We start from the raw sequence: 16,475 nt of genomic DNA, 5'->3' as shown, positions 1-16,475 counted from the left end.
TTTGCTGTTTGCTCTTGGCTGTTGGCTGTTGGCTTTTTGCTCATTTTAGTTTATTTCGTAAGGTGTTCAACTGTTTTGAGGTCTTATCCAATCTCAATAAGAAATCCAATATTTCTTTTTCTTTGAGGAAACCATCATTCCATATATCATATTTCGTAAAATCTCTCATAATCATTTCTTTTCTTATACTGATGCCATGTGCCAATGGCTAATGGCTAGACGCTAAAGCCAAACTAAAAATATCCTTCCTTTTTACGATCTTCCATTGCTGTTTCGGAGCGCTTATCATCTGCTCTATTGCCTCGTTCAGTATGACGTGCAGCGGCAACCTCCTCCACAATTTTATCTAGTGTATCAGCATCAGATTCTACTCCACCAGTAATTGTAATGTCCCCTAATGTTCTGAATCTCAATTTCTTATTTACAACTTCTTCTGAATCATCAATTTGAATGAATTCAGAAACAGGTAACCAGGTGTTATTTCTCCAAATAACATCTCTGATATGAGCAAAGTATAAAGAAGGAATATCAATTTTTTCGGCAAGAATATATTGCCAAACATCCATTTCTGTCCAGTTACTCAGTGGAAATACTCTAAAATGTTCTCCGAACTGGTGTTTACCATTAAATATATTCCATAGTTCTGGACGCTGATTCTTGGGATCCCACTGTCCAAATTCATCTCTGTGTGAGAAGAAACGTTCTTTCGCACGTGCTTTCTCTTCGTCTCTCCTGGCACCACCAATACATGCATCAAATCCATACTCTTCAATGGTATCTAAAAGCGTAATAGTTTGAAGTGCATTCCTGCTTGCATTTTTTCCTCTTTCTTCGGATGCTCTACCATCATCAATCGATTTTTGCACAGATCCAACGATTAGCTTAGCACCTAATTCGTTGATGAGATTGTCTCTAAACTCCATCGTTTCAGGGAAATTATGTCCAGTATCAATATGCACAAGTGGAAATGGAATTTTGGCTGGATGAAATGCTTTCTTTGCCAAATGAGTTATACAAATTGAATCTTTCCCTCCTGAAAACAGAATAGCTGGATTTTGAAACTGAGCAGCTACTTCACGTAGAATAAAAATAGACTCTGCCTCAAGTTCTTTTAAGTGAGTAAGATTATATTTTTTCATATTCTAATCTGCGGTTCTAAATTTTTAATTAATTCACTTAAACATTCATCTAAAGAGTTGAGAGCTGTATTTACTCTTATATCTGGATGCTCTGGTTCCTCAAATGGTGAGTCAATTCCAGTAAATGACTTAATCTCACCTGCGCGAGCTTTTTTGTATAGACCCTTTACATCTCTTTTTTCACAAACATGTAATGGACAATCAACATGTATTTCAATAAAGTCATCATCTCCAACTAATTCTCTTGCAAATGCACGATCTTCTTTAAATGGTGATATAAAGGCAGTCAAAACAATTACGCCGGCATCAACAAAAAGCTTAGAAACTTCTGATATCCTTCTTATATTCTCTTTCCTGCTTTCATCTGAAAAATCTAAATCTCGATTTAGGCCTTTTCTTATGTTATCACCATCCAAAATATAAGTATTATAACCTTTACCATAAAGGTAAGTCTCAAGTTTTCCAGCTAATGTTGATTTTCCGGAACCTGAAAGGCCTGTAAACCATAAAATTTTTGCTTTATGTTTTTTCAGCGCCTGTCTTTCTTCACGACCTATATTGTGTATATGTGGTATTATATTTTGTCTAAAGTCTCCCATCTACAAGCTGTTTAGGTAGTATACTTTTAACATCATATATAATTGGAGTTTCTTCCCTTATTTTTTCCCAATTCAATGCCAGAAATTCTTTGTGTGAAACGGCTAAAATTAATGCATCAAACTTACCTGTAGGTGTTTCTGAAAGACGAATTCCGTACTCCTTTATTACTTGTTCAGAATCAGCCTGGGGATCATAAACACTAACCTCAACTCCAAATGACATCAGCTCTTGATAGATGTCTATGACTCTAGTATTTCTAGTATCCGGACAGTTTTCTTTAAACGTGAACCCTAAGATTAAGACTTTGGTATCGCTTCCCAGCCTTTTCTTTTTCCCAAGCATTTTAATGATCTTTTGGGCCACATATTGTCCCATCTGATCATTTATCTTTCTTCCTGAAAGTATCACTTGAGGATGATACCCAACAGACTCAGCTTTTTGAGTCAAATAAAAAGGGTCAACACTGATGCAGTGGCCTCCAACTAAACCGGGTCTAAATGGAAGAAAATTCCATTTCGTACCTGCTGCCTCCAAAACTTCGTTGGTATCGACACCCAATCGATCAAAAATCAATGCCAACTCATTAACAAAGGCAATATTGATATCCCTCTGTGAATTCTCAATGACCTTAGCAGCCTCCGCCACTTTAATAGAAGACGTTTTATGAGTACCTGCCGTAATAAAGGATCTGTAAAATTCATCGATCCTATCACCAACTTCCGGCGTACTACCACTTGTTACTTTTAGAATATTTGTTATTCTATGTTGTTTGTCCCCAGGATTAATGCGTTCTGGAGAATAACCACAATAAAACTCCCTATTATACTTTAGTCCACTTTCTTGTTCCAAGATTGGCACACAGACTTCTTCTGTACATCCTGGAAACACTGTTGACTCATAAACCACAATATTACCGTCGGTTAATAGTGGGCCAATCAGTGCAGAGGCTTTTTTTAAAGGATCAAGGTCAGGGTTCTTATTCTCATCGATTGGAGTAGGTACTGTAACTATGTAAAAATTACAGCTTTGCAATGCTTGAGGCGTTGATGAGAATTTTAGATTTTTAGATTGCTCTAATTCATTTGTTGTTACTTCTAATGTACGATCTATTCCAGATTCGAGTTCATCAATCCGCTTTTCATTGATATCAAAACCAATAGTGGGATACAGCTTTCCACTCTCAACGGCAAGAGGGAGACCTACATAGCCAAGACCGATAATGCCAACTCTAAATTCCAACGTTCAATGATTTTAATCCCAAAAATATTAACACACTCTTACTCCTCTGATCGGTAATTGTTTCTTTTTAGAGACTTCCAATTCTCCATAGTTAGATAATTAAACTAATTCAATACTTTTTTTTGAAAGTATTCCAAGGTTGGCTTTAGTCCCATAGCCCTTGTGTATTGTGGCTCCCAATTTAGAATCTCCTTTGCAAGTGATATATCTGGCTTCCTCTGTTTGGGATCATCCTTTGGTAAGTCTTTATAAATAATCTTTGACTTGCTCCCTGTTATTTTAATGATTTCCTCACCGAATTCCTTAACGGTGATTTCTTCCGTATTTCCAATATTTACCGGCTGAGCATAATCGCTTTTCAATAATCGATAGATGCCTTCCACTAAATCATCTACATAAGTAAATGATCGTGTTTGGGAACCATCTCCAAAAGCTGTCAAATCCTGATTCTTAAGTGCTTGAGAGATGAAAGTTGGTAAGACTCGTCCGTCATCCAGTCTCATCCGAGGACCAAACGTATTAAAGATTCTCACGATTCTTGTTTCTAATCCATGAAACGTGTGATAAGCCATAGTCAGTGCCTCTTGGAATCTTTTGGCCTCATCGTATACTCCTCTAGGCCCAACCGGATTTACATTACCCCAATAATCTTCTTTCTGAGGGTGCACCAGCGGATCTCCATATACCTCTGAGGTAGAGGCAATCAACATTCGTGCACCTTTATCTTTTGCTAGTCCTAAGCAATTTAAAGTCCCTAATGATCCTACCTTCATTGTTTGAATAGGCATTTTTAGGTAATCGATAGGACTAGCTGGCGAGGCAAAGTGAAGGATGTATTCCAGGTCTCCTGATACGTGGACATATTTTGAAACGTCATGATGTTGAAACTCAAAATCAGGATGACCCATAAGATGAGAAATGTTTTCTATATCCCCGGTTAACAGGTTGTCCATTGCGATTACCCTGTAACCTTCTTTAATGAATCTATCGCATAAATGAGAACCTAGAAATCCGGCTCCTCCGGTGATAAGTACTTTTTTCTTAGACATTTAAAAATTAAGGTTAGTGTTTTTCAATGATGGTAAATTCTGATCCTTTTCCGAAAGAATAATCTGATCCTCGGACATACCCCAGCTAATATTTAAATCAGGGTCATTATATATAATTCCGCTATCGTGCTCTTTGGAGTACAGCTCGTCTACCTGATACATTAGCTTCGCATGATCCGTTAGCACTAGGAAACCGTGAGCCATTCCTTTGGGCATGTAAAAATGCTTCTTATTATGAGCTGAAAGTCTTACCATGGCGTATTTCCCATACGTTTCAGAACCTTTCCGTAGATCAACGGCAACATCCAACACCTCTCCCTCAATGCATGAAACAAACTTTGCTTGTGCTTTTTCACCGGTTTGAAAATGAAGACCTCTTAAAACGCCTTTCGATGACCTGGATTGATTGATTTGTTTTACATCAAAATCAAATCCGGTAGCATCATTAAATTTCTTCCTATTAAATCCCTCATAAAAATATCCTCGTTCGTCTTCAAAAACATCTGGTTCTAGGATCCAGCAATCGTTTACGTTCGTTTCTTCAGCTTTCATTTTGATAATACATTTAGCAGATAAGTTCCATACCCGCTTTTTTCTAAAGGTTTAGCTAGCTTTTCTAATTGTTCTCTTGAGATGAAATTCATTTTATACGCAACCTCTTCAATACACCCCACTTTTAAGCCTTGTCTTTCTTCTATCACTTGGACAAAATTTCCTGCCTGCATTAAGGATGCAAATGTACCGGTATCTAACCAAGCTGTACCTCTGTCAAATACTTGAACGTTTAATTTTCCTTCTTTCAGGTAATGGTTATTGATATCGGTAATCTCCAATTCACCCCTAGGGCTTGGCTTTACATTTTTTGCTATCTCAACAACATTGTTATCATAATAATAGAGTCCCGGAACTGCAAAATTTGATTTTGGATTTTGTGGTTTCTCTTCAATCGAAATTGCTTTTTTCTCATCATTAAATTCAACCACACCGTAGCGTTCAGGATCATGGACATGATAGGCAAAAACAACACCTCCATCAGGATCGATGCACGATTGTAGTTTTTTCGACAGACCAGAAGCATAAAATATGTTATCTCCGAGAATGAGAGCTGCACTATCATTTCCTATGAAGTTTGCACCAATAATGAAGGCTTCAGCTAACCCTTTTGGTTCTTCTTGAACTGCATACGAAAAAGAACATCCTAACGAAGATCCATCACCCAGCAAATCTTTGAAAATTGGTAAGTCTCGTGGCGTACTAATAATAAGTATTTCGTTTATACCTGATAGCATTAACGTAGACAAGGGGTAGTAAATCATCGGCTTGTCATACACAGGTAAAATCTGCTTACTCACTGAATAAGTCAATGGATGCAATCTGGTTCCAGAACCTCCAGCTAAAATTATTCCCTTCATACTTTATTGTCGATTTGTATAATGCTCATCATAATAATTCATATAATCTCCAGATGTTACATCATTCAACCACTGCTCATTATCAAAAAACCAATCAACGGTTTTTTCAAGCCCTTCTTTGAACTGCAAAGATGGCTCCCAACCTAATTCCTCATTTAATTTTGAAGCATCAATGGCATACCTTAAGTCATGCCCTGCCCGATCTTTTACAAAGGTGATGAGTTTTCTGGAAGTTCCTTGCTCATTTCCAAGCTTTCGATCCATGATGTCACAAAGCAAATGAACCAGATCAATGTTTTTCCATTCGTTGAAGCCACCAATATTATAGGTTTCCCCGTCTTTACCCTTTTCAAAAATAAGTTCAATGGCTCTGGCATGATCTTCCACATATAGCCAATCACGAATATTTTCTCCCTTACCATAAACCGGAAGTGGCTTCTCATTCCTGATATTATGAATCATCAGTGGAATCAACTTTTCAGGGAAGTGGTTGGGTCCGTAATTATTTGAGCAGTTTGATATTACATATGGTAAATTATAGGTGTTCCCATATGCTCGGACGAAATGATCAGATGACGCCTTGGATGCAGAATAAGGAGATTTAGGATCATACGGAGTAGATTCCTTAAATAGCCCTTCCTCTCCTAGTGATCCATATACCTCATCCGTTGATACGTGGTAAAACCTTTTATTTTCCTTTGCTTTCCATGCCTCTTTAGCGGCATTCAAGAGACTTACTGTTCCCACGACATTGGTTTGGATGAACTCCATAGGGTTAGTAATTGAACGATCTACATGTGATTCCGCTGCAAGATGAATGACTCCCTGAAAATCGTGCTTCCGGAAGAGTTCATTTATAAAGTCAAAATCACATATATCTCCCTTTATAAACTCATAATTCGGATCATTCTCAATGTCTCTCAAATTTTCCAGATTTCCTGCATAAGTAAGTTTATCAAGATTTACAATCTGATAATTACCAGATTTAATAAACCTTCTCACCACGTGTGATCCAATAAATCCTGCTCCTCCAGTAATTAATATTTTCCCCATAATGTCCATACTATTTTTCTTGTTTCTTGTACCAATCGACTGTAGCAGCTAACCCTTCCTTAACCGGATAACCTGGCTGATAACCCAACAGGCTTTTGGCCTTCGAAATATCTGCTAAACTATGCTGCACATCTCCTTCTCTTTCTTTTCCAAACATCGGTGATATATCTGCACCCACAACTTCATTGATATAGGTTACTAACTCTTTAAGATTAGTTCTTTGTCCACAAGCAACATTATAAACGGTGTTGTAATTATTTATTGAAGCTTCAAGAGCTTTGATGTTTGCCTGAACTGCATTATTTACAAAGGTAAAGTCTCTACTATGACTACCATCCCCATTGATAACCGGGTTTTTTCCTGACAAAATCGCTTTAATAAATAGGGGAATTACAGCAGCATAAGGTCCTTCCGGGTTTTGCTTCGGGCCAAACACATTAAAATACCTCAATCCGATAGTATTCAGACCATAAACTTTATGAAAAACATTGGCATACAACTCATTCACTAGTTTGGTCACAGCATATGGTGATAATGGCTTACCAATTTTTTCTTCCCTTTTTGGAAGTTCTTGAGAATCTCCATAAGTGGAAGACGAAGCAGCATAAACGACCCTTGATACATTATTGTCAACGGAAGCTTTATAAACATTCAGAGTCCCCTCTATATTTACCCGATTGGAAGTAAGAGGATCTTTAATAGATCTAGGTACAGATCCTAGTGCCGCCTGATGAGAAACAGCAAAAGCATCTTTTGAAAGTTTTGAAACCAATTTAAAATCAAGAATATCACCCTCGATAAATTCGAAATTTTTATGTCCAACGAATTCTTGAATATTGCTCAAGGATCCTGTTGACAGATTGTCTAAACAGACTACCAGATATTCTCTATCCAGTAACGATTCAATTAAGTTTGAACCAATAAATCCTGCTCCACCTGTTACCAGAATCTTTTTCATCTTATGAATAATATAAAGGGATGTAGAGCACTTTGCATCATTTAAATTTTATGCAATGCTAAAGGGATTAAAAAGTATATCCAAGGTTGGTAGGCCGATTGAATCTATCTTTGCGACGTGCAACGCATTATTTCCCTTATAAACAAAGATTTTGTCGTTGACTGGAGGCAGCAAAATCCAATTTCAGGAATTCTTCTGTATCTGGCATCAACCATTTTTGCCACCTACATGGCATTTAAAGGGTTTGTCTCTGTGGAAGTTTGGAACGCCCTTTTTTGGATTATTTTATTGTTCACTAGTATCAATGCCATTTCAAAAAGCTTTATTCAAGAGGAAAGACGAACCCACTATTACTTCTTTTTGTGCAGGCCATCTGAAATAATTTTGGCTAAGTTGATTTATTCATTCCTCTATTTATTAAGTATCTCTTTTGTTTCGCTCCTCATCTATGTCGTTTTAATGGGAAATCCTATCATCAACTACCCGCTTTTCCTGCTTAACATTTTTTTAGGATGCATAGGTTTAAGTTCTGCTTTTACAATGGTTTCCTCTATTGCATTTCGCACAAGCAATCGATCGATTATGATGGCTGTGCTAGGGTTTCCAGTGATCATCCCTGTACTTATCTTATCCATTAGTAATAGTTTCAAAATACTTGATAGTTACGTTTTTACACAGATTCAAGGCAACATTATCACCCTGTTTTCAGTCGATGTGATTATCATTGCGCTCACATTCGTATTGTTCCCTTTTACCTGGAAATCGTGATGGGTTATTTACTGAAAAAAGACTGGTGGAAATGGCTGTGTGTAGTGCTCTTAACCTATACCGTAATTGGTGGATTGCTTTTTCCTGTACCTAAGCTTCCAATACTAAACGAGACCATCCGCTCCCTTCACTTCCATGTGCCTATGTGGTTTGGAATGATCTTGCTTTTCCTGGGGTCTGTGATCCATGCAATCAAGCATCTTAGAACCGGGGAGATTAAATATGATATCTACAGTTTTCAGCTTGCGAATATGGGAATCGCTTTTGGCGTACTCGGTATCTTGACCGGGATGATCTGGGCCAACTTCACCTGGGGTGAACCATGGAGCAATGACCCTAAGCAGAATGCGTCTGCCATTTCACTACTTATCTATCTGGCGTATTTTGTACTGAGAGGATCGATTCAGGACGAGCAACAGCGAAATAGAATTTCTGCAGTGTTTAACATTTTCGCTTTCTTTTTAATGATCCCACTTCTTTTCATCCTACCGAGAATGTCAGACAGCTTACATCCGGGTAACGGAGGCAATCCGGGATTCAATGCCTACGATTTGGATAGCAACCTGAGAAAAGTCTTTTACCTCGCAGTTATTGGGTGGACACTACTTGGTTACTGGTTTGCAACCATCGCTATCAGGCTTTCACTAACAAAACAAAAACTTGAAGATGCTTAAATATATTTTCGGAATATTGATGTTCATCGGAACTCAATTTGCTCATGCACAGGTTGAAATGGCAGATGACTTTAGGGGCGAAGGAAAAATCTATGTGGTGATTGCTATTATTTTGATCATCCTTGCAGGATTTTTCTTTTTGCTCTTCAAAGTGGACAAACGTTCAAAGAGGTTGGAAAATGATCTCTCGCAGAGGCGCAAAGAATCATAAGTCAAGATGAGTGAAAACGAACTCTCGAAAATCATTGTTGATGCGTCTTATCAAATTCACACCAAACTTGGAGCTGGATTATTTGAATCAGTGTACGAAGAAGTTTTAAACTATGAGCTCATTTCTCGAGGTTTAAGCATTGAACACCAAAAGGGTATCCCGGTATTTTGGAATGAAATTAAACCCGAATGACGAAAAATTTCCTTTTCAGAAACTTTTGTCATGGTAACCCAGACAAAGCAAAGCTTTCGTCTGCCCTTTGGGCAAATTATGCTTATTGCATAATTTGGGTTAAAATGGATCAAGGATTTCGAGCCGATTTGATTATAGAAAATAAAGTCCTCATCGAAATAAAATCAGTAGAGAATATCCTCCCTGTTCATCAAAAACAAGTTTTGACATACTTGAAACTTACGAAGTTGAAGCTTGGTTTACTTATTAATTTTAATGAATCACTAATCAAAAACGGAATACAAAGAATCGTTAACGGACTTTGATAATTCTTAGCGAAATTTGCAATTCTAGTTTAATGAAAATCAGATCAAAACTTAGCGATCTTAGCGACTTAGCGTGATGAAGAAGAAATACATAGCAGCAATAGTCATTATTGCAGTAGCCATTACAATGATTATATCTATGGCTGGAGATGCCAGTACTTATGTTTCCTTTAAGGAAGCAAAAGAACTTTCTGAAAAGGGTTTCAAGAAGAGCATTCATGTGGTGGGAGAATTACCAAAAACTGCATCAGGAGAAGTGGTCGGTATTCAGGAAAGCCCGGACAAACTCTCGTTCAAGTTTGAAATGATCGATGAAAATGGGGTGAAACAGCAAGTATTATTTGCAGAGCCAATACCTACAGACTTTACCAGATCCGAACAAGTGGTCATTGTTGGGGCTTATCAGGGTGATAAGTTCGTAGCAGATAAGATTTTATTAAAGTGTCCTTCGAAATACCAGGAGGATCCAGAATTCACCAGCTAAAATCGGCTAAATCCAGAGCCAGTTTATGATACATTATTTCGAGGGACAATTAGGTCATGTTTTTGTAATCGTCGCATTTGTCACAAGCTTGCTTTCTGCGTATGCTTATTTCAAAGGAAGAAATCAAGACGAGCAGTGGACTTCATTTGGTTCTAAGATATTCTACGTGCACTCGATTGCCATATTAGGAATCATAGGTACGCTCTTCTATCTGATTACCAACCACTATTTTGAATACCACTACGTATTTAGCCATAGTTCAAAATTACTTCCGGTCTACTATCAAATTTCCTGCTTTTGGGAAGGTCAGGAAGGCTCATTCCTGCTTTGGATGTTTTGGAATGCTGTATTAGGCGTCATCCTTATTAACACCAACAAATTCTGGAAAGCACCGGTCATGCTGATCATGTCACTGACACAGGTTTTTCTTGCTTCGATGATTTTAGGTGTGGTGATTTTTGAAGTGAAACTGGGGAGTTCACCATTTATGCTACTAAGGGATGTCATTGATGCACCAATCTTCAAGACCAATCCAAACTTCATCCCTGAGGACGGAAATGGTTTGAACCCACTTCTACAGAATTATTGGATGGTGATCCACCCGCCAACGTTGTTCCTTGGATTCGCTACTACCGTGATTCCATTTGCTTATTGCATTGGAGGATTGATGATTGGAAAAAATAAGGAGTGGATACGACCGGCTTTGCCATGGGCACAGTTCTCAGCAATGATCCTCGGTGTAGGGATTTTAATGGGAGCCTATTGGGCGTATGAAACATTGAACTTCGGTGGATATTGGAACTGGGATCCTGTGGAAAATGCCATCTACGTGCCGTGGCTGGTATTAGTCGCATCCATTCATGTGATGATCGCCTATAAAAAGAGTGGTTCCGCACTTAAGCTCTCGATGATCCTTGTAGTGGCTAGTTTCCTATTGGTACTCTACGCCACTTTCTTGACCAGAAGTGGAATTCTTGGGAATTCATCCGTTCACTCTTTCACGGATTTAGGGCTTTCCGGTCAGCTGCTAGTTTATCTACTGGCATTTCTGGCCATCTCTGTTTTCTTTATCGTGAAGCGATGGAAAGAAGTTCCAAACACGAAGGAGGAGACTTCCACCTATTCCAGGGAGTTCTGGATTTTCATGGGTGCGGCTATTCTTTGCTTGATGGCATTTCAGGTGTTGATATATACCTCAATGCCTGTATACAACAGCATAGCCGGCAGCCTGGGATTCGACCTAAACCTGGCACCCCCAACAGACATCTATGATGCCTACTCATTACCACAAATGATACTGGCAATTTTTCTCGCCATACTATCCGGCACAGGACAATTTTTCTGGTGGAAGAAAATGGACGGTAAAAAACTAAGAGCTGAGCTAACCACTCCGTTCATTATTTCTTTGGTTATTTCCGGGCTAATAATTGTTTTGGGGAAAATCACGAATCCCTATTACCTGGTGTTATTGGTAGCTAGTGTTTACTCAATCGTAGCAAATGCGAAGATTTTTATTGGAGTAGCGAAAGCAAACATTAAACTATCAGGAGGTGCGATTACCCATATAGGTGTCGCATTGATGTTAGTAGGAATTCTATTTTCCAGTGGGTATTCCACAATCCTTTCTACCAATTATACCTCCATGGTCTGGAGCACGGAGTTCCCTGAAGAAGTGAATAGAGACAATCTGCTTTTATTCATCAACGAGCCGAGACAGATGAAGGAATACTCAATGATCTATCGTGGTGTTCGTAAAATGACTCGAGAAGAAGGATATGTGGATCAAAATGAGCTAGTGCCTACACCAGACCCACTGAAGGTAATTCGCTCTGGAAGCAACGAGAAAGATACACTTACATTGATCAATCCTGAGAACAGCTACTTCGAGGTAGAATACCACAAAGAAGGAGAGAAACAATTTACCCTCTTCCCAAGGGTACAGATCAATGAGACGATGGACATGATTGTTTATTCACCAGATATCAAAAGAAACCTCAGCGCTGACATGTATACACATGTTCGGACTTTCCCTGACCCAGAGCAGGAACCGGACTGGAGCGATCCCAAAGAAGTGAAAGTGCAAATAGGTGACCAGTTTTTTATCAATGATTATGTCGCAACACTCACTAAAATGGAACCTATTTCAGAAATCGAAGGAACTCCATTATCAAGTGGTGATGTGGCGGTAAAGGCCGTTATTGAGGTGCAAGGTGAATATGAGACTTATCTTTCAGAACCGATTTTCGTAATCCGAGACAAAAAATATATCGGTAGAATTAATGACCAGGTCAATGATCTGGCTTTTAGAATCTCAATCCAAAATATTGTTCCGCAGGAAAATGCCGTCGTGCTTGCCTTTCAAACCACTCAAAAAGATTGGATCATCATGGAAGCAGTGAAAAAGCCATGGATCAATCTGCTATGGCTTGGTACGTTCCTATTAGTGATTGGCTTTATCGTGGCTATCAATAGGCGATACTCCGAATTCATGAAGATGAGAGATAAAGGAGTGGAAGCTTGAAACTCTGTTAGGGTTGTAACTTTAACAACGTTAAATTTACTTAATGAGCAAGATAGCAATCATTGGGTATGGAAATGTTGGCTATCACATGGCCAACAGAATTTCTTCCAAAAGACACGAAGTAACCATCTTTTCGCGGACTCCTTTTGAAGATTTTATTCTTTCGATGGATGACCTGGAGCCAAGTGCCTTTGATTTTATTATTCTTACCGTTCCGGACGATAAGATTAAAGAAGTTTCTGACAGCTTGGACGTTTCAGAAGCAATCGTCCTTCATACTTCTGGAGCCAACGCAATTTCAGATTTAAATAAGCATCCTAAGCATGGGGTGGTTTACCCGCTACAAACCTTTAGTAAAACCAAGGAGGTAGACTTCAATACCATTCCAATTTTTGTAGAGGGGTCTGAGGAAGGGGAAAAAGACATATTCACTTTTGTTAGAACATTTAGTAATGACGTAAGGCTACTTACATCAACGAATCGATCGAAGCTCCATCTGGCGGCTGTGTTTGCCTGCAATTTCAGCAATCACATGTTTCATCTGTCTGAAAAGCTACTTGCCGATTTAGAGATGACGTTTCAAGACATCTTGCCACTTGTGGAAGAAACATTCAGAAAAGCAATTGAGCTTAACCCATCCCGATCACAAACCGGTCCTGCGGTTCGGGAAGATGATGACACCATCAACAGGCATTTGGAAATGCTCAAGGACGAACAAATGAAAACCCTGTATCGTATGATCACAGATAGCATTCGCCAACACCAGTGAAAATAACCACCAAAGATGTAGTCGGATTCCTGATAGCAAGTAGAATCCCTAACCTGATTATCATTGGTCTCACACAGTTTATAACTGCTTATTTTCTACTTGACATGCCTTTATGGATGTTGATGAAAGCAAAATTTATTTTGTTCATTCTCAGCACGGGAATGATTGGTGCAGCCGGATACATTATCAATGATTATTTCGATCAAAAGATTGATATGGTGAATCGGCCTGGTAGTGTTGTGATAGGAACTACCTTTAGAAGGCGATTGGCTCTTTTTTCTCACATCCTGTTAACCCTTTCAGCTATTGGTATCGGTTTTATAATCGATCCAATCATAGGAGCGGTGCATATCTTTTCCGCGGGAGCGCTATGGACCTATAGTGCTATTCTGAAACGATGGATTCTTTTAGGAACATTAACCATCGCATTCCTAACAAGTCTTACGCTTTTACTTGTGATGATTTATTTCAGAGAGTTTAGCCTGCTTGTAGTGGCATACGCCATGTTTGGGTGTGTCACGATTTTTATACGTGAGAGCATTAAAGACATTATCAGCGCGAAAGGGGAGGGCCAATTTGGATATCAATCTGTACCCATCGTCTGGGGAATTAGGGGTGCCAAAACGTTTATTTATTTAGCTGGATTAGCAGGCGTGGGTATGCTCACCTTCTATTTGATTTCAATACCAAATTGGAACATTCGATATTTCTTTTTCAGTGTGCTGGTCATTATTCTTTGGATGGCTTATAAACTTAGCAAAGCGGACAAAATCCGGGATTTTAAGATATTGAAAAAATATGTGGATGTAATCATACTAGCCGGATTAGCCAGCGTGATTTTGATCTAAAGCATTTCAATCACAGCATTTACAGTAAATCCTCCCACCTTCCAGGCAATGATTCCTCCCAAAATAAGGGAATAGAGTAATTTGAGTCCGGTTGCAGCTAAAAACCCAAGAAATGAGCCAAAACCAGATTTAAAAGCTGATTTGATCCTATTTCCTCCATAAAGATCTCCAATAATAGCTCCCAAAAGTGGTCCCAGTATGATTCCAAAAGGAATTGGTAAAAGAACACCTGCAATCATTCCGATCATACCTCCAATAACACCTGCCTTTGTCCCTCCAAATTTCTTAGTAGCAGCTACAGGCAACACGTAATCAGTCACTAGTATAATTGCTCCAATAATCGCCCAAACAACAAACGAAGTAGTACTAAACTCAGTGTCATTTGAAACCGCATGGGTGCAGATCATAGCTCCGTAAGTAAGCAATGGACCTGGTAATGGAGGAAGAATAGAAAATATAATTCCACCGGCGATAAGAATGATTGAAAGTATTATCAGGAAAGTCTCCATCAGAATTCTTTAAAAATCGTTTTGCGGATAACAGGCCATTCAGATTTCAAAATGCTGTAAACGACCGTGTTTCTTCGTTTCCCCCCTTGTGTAGCCCGGTGACTTCTTAATGTGCCGTCATGTTTTGCGCCTATTTTCTCCATGGCTTTTCTGGAGCGTACATTTAGCTCGTCCGTTCTTAGTTCCAGACGCTCTATCTCCATTTTATCAAACGCATGACTCAGCATCAAAAACTTCATGTTTTTGTTGATCCCCGATCCTATATATTTTTTACCCAGCCAAGTCCAGCCGATCTCAATGCCTTTTTCCTGCCAGTCGATATGACCATAGCTGGAAGACCCAATGATCTCACCAGTTTCATTCAACTTGACTGCATAAGCCATTTTATCCCCAAGCTTTGATTCTGCCAGTCGCTTTGTCATCCACTTTTCCAAGGCATCCGGATGAGTTAAGTCTTCCGTATACCATGTCCAGACATCTGAATCACTGCTAAGCTTACGCATCTCTTGAATATGATCTGCTGTAATTGGAATCAACGTGATTTTTTTATCGCTTAGCTCCTTGTAATACTTTTTCATTGGTATTCAAAAACACCATGCGCTGATCGAATAATTAGTTCTTTCTTATCAGAAGGTTCTACTCTTCCGATTACCTGAGCGTCCACGTTGAATGAACGTGCAATCTCTACAATCTCATCTGCAGACTCCTCAGCAGCATAAATCTCCATTCGGTGGCCCATGTTAAACACCTTGTACATTTCCTTCCAGTCTGTCCCACTTTCTTCATGGATCATCTGGAACAATGGAGGTATGGGTAACATGTTGTCTTTGACTACCCGAACATTATCAACGAAATGAAGAATCTTTGTCTGTGCTCCACCACTGCAGTGAACCATTCCATGTATTTCAGATCGCAATTCTTTTAGAATCGATTGAATGATCGGGCCATATGTCCTGGTTGGAGAAAGCACCAATTTACCGGCATCCAAAGGAGAGCCGTCAACCGGATCAGTTAGCTTTTTTGAACCACTGTAGACCAATTCTGAAGGAACACCTGAATCAAATGACTCAGGGTATTTTTCAGCATAAAATTTATTGAAAACATCATGACGAGCAGAGGTTAATCCATTGCTCCCCATCCCACCATTGTATTCCTTTTCATAGGATGCCTGACCATAGGAAGAAATGCCAATGATGAAATCACCAGCCTGGATGTCCTCATTATTGATTACATCCATTCGCTTCATACGAGCTGTAACGGTACTGTCTACAATGATGGTTTTTACCAGATCCCCCACATCTGCAGTTTCGCCACCGGTAGACTTAATGTTGATTCCATTATCACGAAGCATCTGAAGCACTTCTTCTGTGCCATTAATGATCTCCGCAATCACCTCTCCGGGAATGAGGTTTTTGTTTCTACCGATAGTAGAGGACAGAAGAATATTGTCTGTACACCCCACGCATAGCAGATCATCAACATTCATGATAATTGCATCCTGAGCGATTCCTTTCCAGACACTTAAATCTCCAGTTTCTTTCCAATATAGGTAGGCCAAGGATGATTTAGTGCCGGCCCCATCCGCATGCATGATGGTACAATATTCCGGATCACCGGTGATATCTTCCACAATCTTGCAAAATGCTTTCGGAAACAGCCCCTTATCAATATTCTTGATTGCCGAGTGAACATCCTCTTTGTCTGCAGAAACGCCTCTTTGTGCGTACCGATCAATCATACTTCT

General features: G+C 39.2%; 20 protein-coding genes. 9 read left to right on the top strand and 11 right to left on the bottom strand.

The window, feature by feature from the left end; translation table 11 throughout:
• Nucleotides 1–233: 233 nt before the first annotated feature.
• From cysD to ACQK2H_RS03250, 8 genes are all read right to left on the bottom strand, one after another.
• Nucleotides 234–1,139, bottom strand: a complete 906-nt coding sequence (gene cysD, locus ACQK2H_RS03285; RefSeq protein ID WP_425390045.1) for a sulfate adenylyltransferase subunit CysD — start codon at nucleotides 1,137–1,139, stop codon at nucleotides 234–236.
• Entirely contained in the window at nucleotides 1,136–1,738 is a 603-nt protein-coding gene (cysC, locus tag ACQK2H_RS03280) for an adenylyl-sulfate kinase (RefSeq protein WP_425390044.1), read from the bottom strand. The genes cysD and cysC overlap by 4 nt, the downstream gene beginning before the upstream one ends.
• On the bottom strand, nucleotides 1,725–2,978 hold the full coding sequence (locus ACQK2H_RS03275; protein WP_425390043.1) for a nucleotide sugar dehydrogenase: 1,254 nt from the start codon (nucleotides 2,976–2,978) through the stop codon (nucleotides 1,725–1,727). Before ACQK2H_RS03275 ends, cysC begins: the two co-directional genes overlap by 14 nt.
• 104 nt (nucleotides 2,979–3,082) lie before the next feature.
• Nucleotides 3,083–4,027 carry a UDP-glucuronic acid decarboxylase family protein gene (locus tag ACQK2H_RS03270; RefSeq protein ID WP_425390042.1) on the bottom strand — a complete coding sequence of 315 codons (945 nt, stop codon included), beginning with the start codon at nucleotides 4,025–4,027 and terminating at the stop codon, nucleotides 3,083–3,085.
• Nucleotides 4,028–4,579 (bottom strand): dTDP-4-dehydrorhamnose 3,5-epimerase, encoded by a 552-nt coding sequence (gene rfbC, locus ACQK2H_RS03265; protein WP_425390041.1) that lies wholly within the window; start codon nucleotides 4,577–4,579, stop codon nucleotides 4,028–4,030. It abuts the gene before it with no gap.
• A complete protein-coding gene (rfbA, locus tag ACQK2H_RS03260) occupies nucleotides 4,576–5,439 on the bottom strand; it encodes a glucose-1-phosphate thymidylyltransferase RfbA (protein WP_425390040.1) in 864 nt (287 codons plus the stop codon). The genes rfbC and rfbA overlap by 4 nt, the downstream gene beginning before the upstream one ends.
• 3 nt (nucleotides 5,440–5,442) lie before the next feature.
• Entirely contained in the window at nucleotides 5,443–6,492 is a 1,050-nt protein-coding gene (gene rfbB / locus ACQK2H_RS03255; RefSeq protein ID WP_425390039.1) for a dTDP-glucose 4,6-dehydratase, read from the bottom strand.
• Between the two features lie 10 nt (nucleotides 6,493–6,502).
• Nucleotides 6,503–7,450, bottom strand: coding sequence for an SDR family oxidoreductase (locus ACQK2H_RS03250; protein ID WP_425390038.1), 948 nt, complete (start codon nucleotides 7,448–7,450; stop codon nucleotides 6,503–6,505).
• 117 nt (nucleotides 7,451–7,567) lie between these two features.
• On the opposite strand from ACQK2H_RS03250, the gene ACQK2H_RS03245 reads away from it, so the two are divergent.
• The 9 genes from ACQK2H_RS03245 (at nucleotide 7,568) to ACQK2H_RS03205 (ending at nucleotide 14,222) form a co-directional block, all read left to right on the top strand.
• On the top strand, nucleotides 7,568–8,218 hold the full coding sequence (locus tag ACQK2H_RS03245) for a heme exporter protein CcmB (protein WP_425390037.1): 651 nt from the start codon (nucleotides 7,568–7,570) through the stop codon (nucleotides 8,216–8,218).
• A gap of 11 nt (nucleotides 8,219–8,229) precedes the next feature.
• A complete protein-coding gene (gene ccsA, locus ACQK2H_RS03240) occupies nucleotides 8,230–8,892 on the top strand; it encodes a cytochrome c biogenesis protein CcsA (protein WP_425393121.1) in 663 nt (220 codons plus the stop codon).
• The gene (locus tag ACQK2H_RS03235) at nucleotides 8,885–9,103 is read left to right on the top strand and encodes a CcmD family protein (RefSeq protein WP_425390036.1); all 219 of its coding nucleotides are present in this window, start codon (nucleotides 8,885–8,887) and stop codon (nucleotides 9,101–9,103) included. Before ccsA ends, ACQK2H_RS03235 begins: the two co-directional genes overlap by 8 nt.
• Before the next feature lie 6 nt (nucleotides 9,104–9,109).
• The gene (locus ACQK2H_RS03230; protein ID WP_425390035.1) at nucleotides 9,110–9,295 is read left to right on the top strand and encodes a GxxExxY protein; all 186 of its coding nucleotides are present in this window, start codon (nucleotides 9,110–9,112) and stop codon (nucleotides 9,293–9,295) included.
• Entirely contained in the window at nucleotides 9,292–9,600 is a 309-nt protein-coding gene (locus tag ACQK2H_RS03225) for a GxxExxY protein (RefSeq protein ID WP_425390034.1), read from the top strand. The genes ACQK2H_RS03230 and ACQK2H_RS03225 overlap by 4 nt, the downstream gene beginning before the upstream one ends.
• A 76-nt stretch (nucleotides 9,601–9,676) precedes the next feature.
• Nucleotides 9,677–10,084 (top strand): cytochrome c maturation protein CcmE, encoded by a 408-nt coding sequence (locus ACQK2H_RS03220; RefSeq protein WP_425390033.1) that lies wholly within the window; start codon nucleotides 9,677–9,679, stop codon nucleotides 10,082–10,084.
• A gap of 25 nt (nucleotides 10,085–10,109) precedes the next feature.
• Nucleotides 10,110–12,605, top strand: coding sequence for a heme lyase CcmF/NrfE family subunit (locus ACQK2H_RS03215; protein WP_425390032.1), 2,496 nt, complete (start codon nucleotides 10,110–10,112; stop codon nucleotides 12,603–12,605).
• Between the two features lie 43 nt (nucleotides 12,606–12,648).
• Nucleotides 12,649–13,374 carry a Rossmann-like and DUF2520 domain-containing protein gene (locus ACQK2H_RS03210; RefSeq protein WP_425390031.1) on the top strand — a complete coding sequence of 242 codons (726 nt, stop codon included), beginning with the start codon at nucleotides 12,649–12,651 and terminating at the stop codon, nucleotides 13,372–13,374.
• On the top strand, nucleotides 13,371–14,222 hold the full coding sequence (locus ACQK2H_RS03205) for a geranylgeranylglycerol-phosphate geranylgeranyltransferase (RefSeq protein ID WP_425390030.1): 852 nt from the start codon (nucleotides 13,371–13,373) through the stop codon (nucleotides 14,220–14,222). Before ACQK2H_RS03210 ends, ACQK2H_RS03205 begins: the two co-directional genes overlap by 4 nt.
• Here the strand turns inward: ACQK2H_RS03205 and ACQK2H_RS03200 are convergent.
• From ACQK2H_RS03200 to ACQK2H_RS03190, 3 genes are read right to left on the bottom strand one after another with little or no spacing between them, the layout of a single operon-like run.
• Nucleotides 14,219–14,731 (bottom strand): DUF456 domain-containing protein, encoded by a 513-nt coding sequence (locus ACQK2H_RS03200; protein ID WP_425390029.1) that lies wholly within the window; start codon nucleotides 14,729–14,731, stop codon nucleotides 14,219–14,221. The genes ACQK2H_RS03205 and ACQK2H_RS03200 overlap by 4 nt on opposite strands.
• On the bottom strand, nucleotides 14,731–15,309 hold the full coding sequence (locus tag ACQK2H_RS03195) for a GNAT family N-acetyltransferase (RefSeq protein ID WP_425390028.1): 579 nt from the start codon (nucleotides 15,307–15,309) through the stop codon (nucleotides 14,731–14,733). The genes ACQK2H_RS03200 and ACQK2H_RS03195 overlap by 1 nt, the downstream gene beginning before the upstream one ends.
• Nucleotides 15,306–16,469, bottom strand: a complete 1,164-nt coding sequence (locus ACQK2H_RS03190) for an AIR synthase related protein (RefSeq protein ID WP_425390027.1) — start codon at nucleotides 16,467–16,469, stop codon at nucleotides 15,306–15,308. Before ACQK2H_RS03190 ends, ACQK2H_RS03195 begins: the two co-directional genes overlap by 4 nt.
• Nucleotides 16,470–16,475: the final 6 nt, after the last annotated feature.

Source organism: Ekhidna sp. (assembly GCF_965228795.1).
GTDB lineage: Bacteria > Bacteroidota > Bacteroidia > Cytophagales > Cyclobacteriaceae > Ekhidna.
This window is presented reverse-complemented; position numbering and strand designations above follow the sequence as displayed.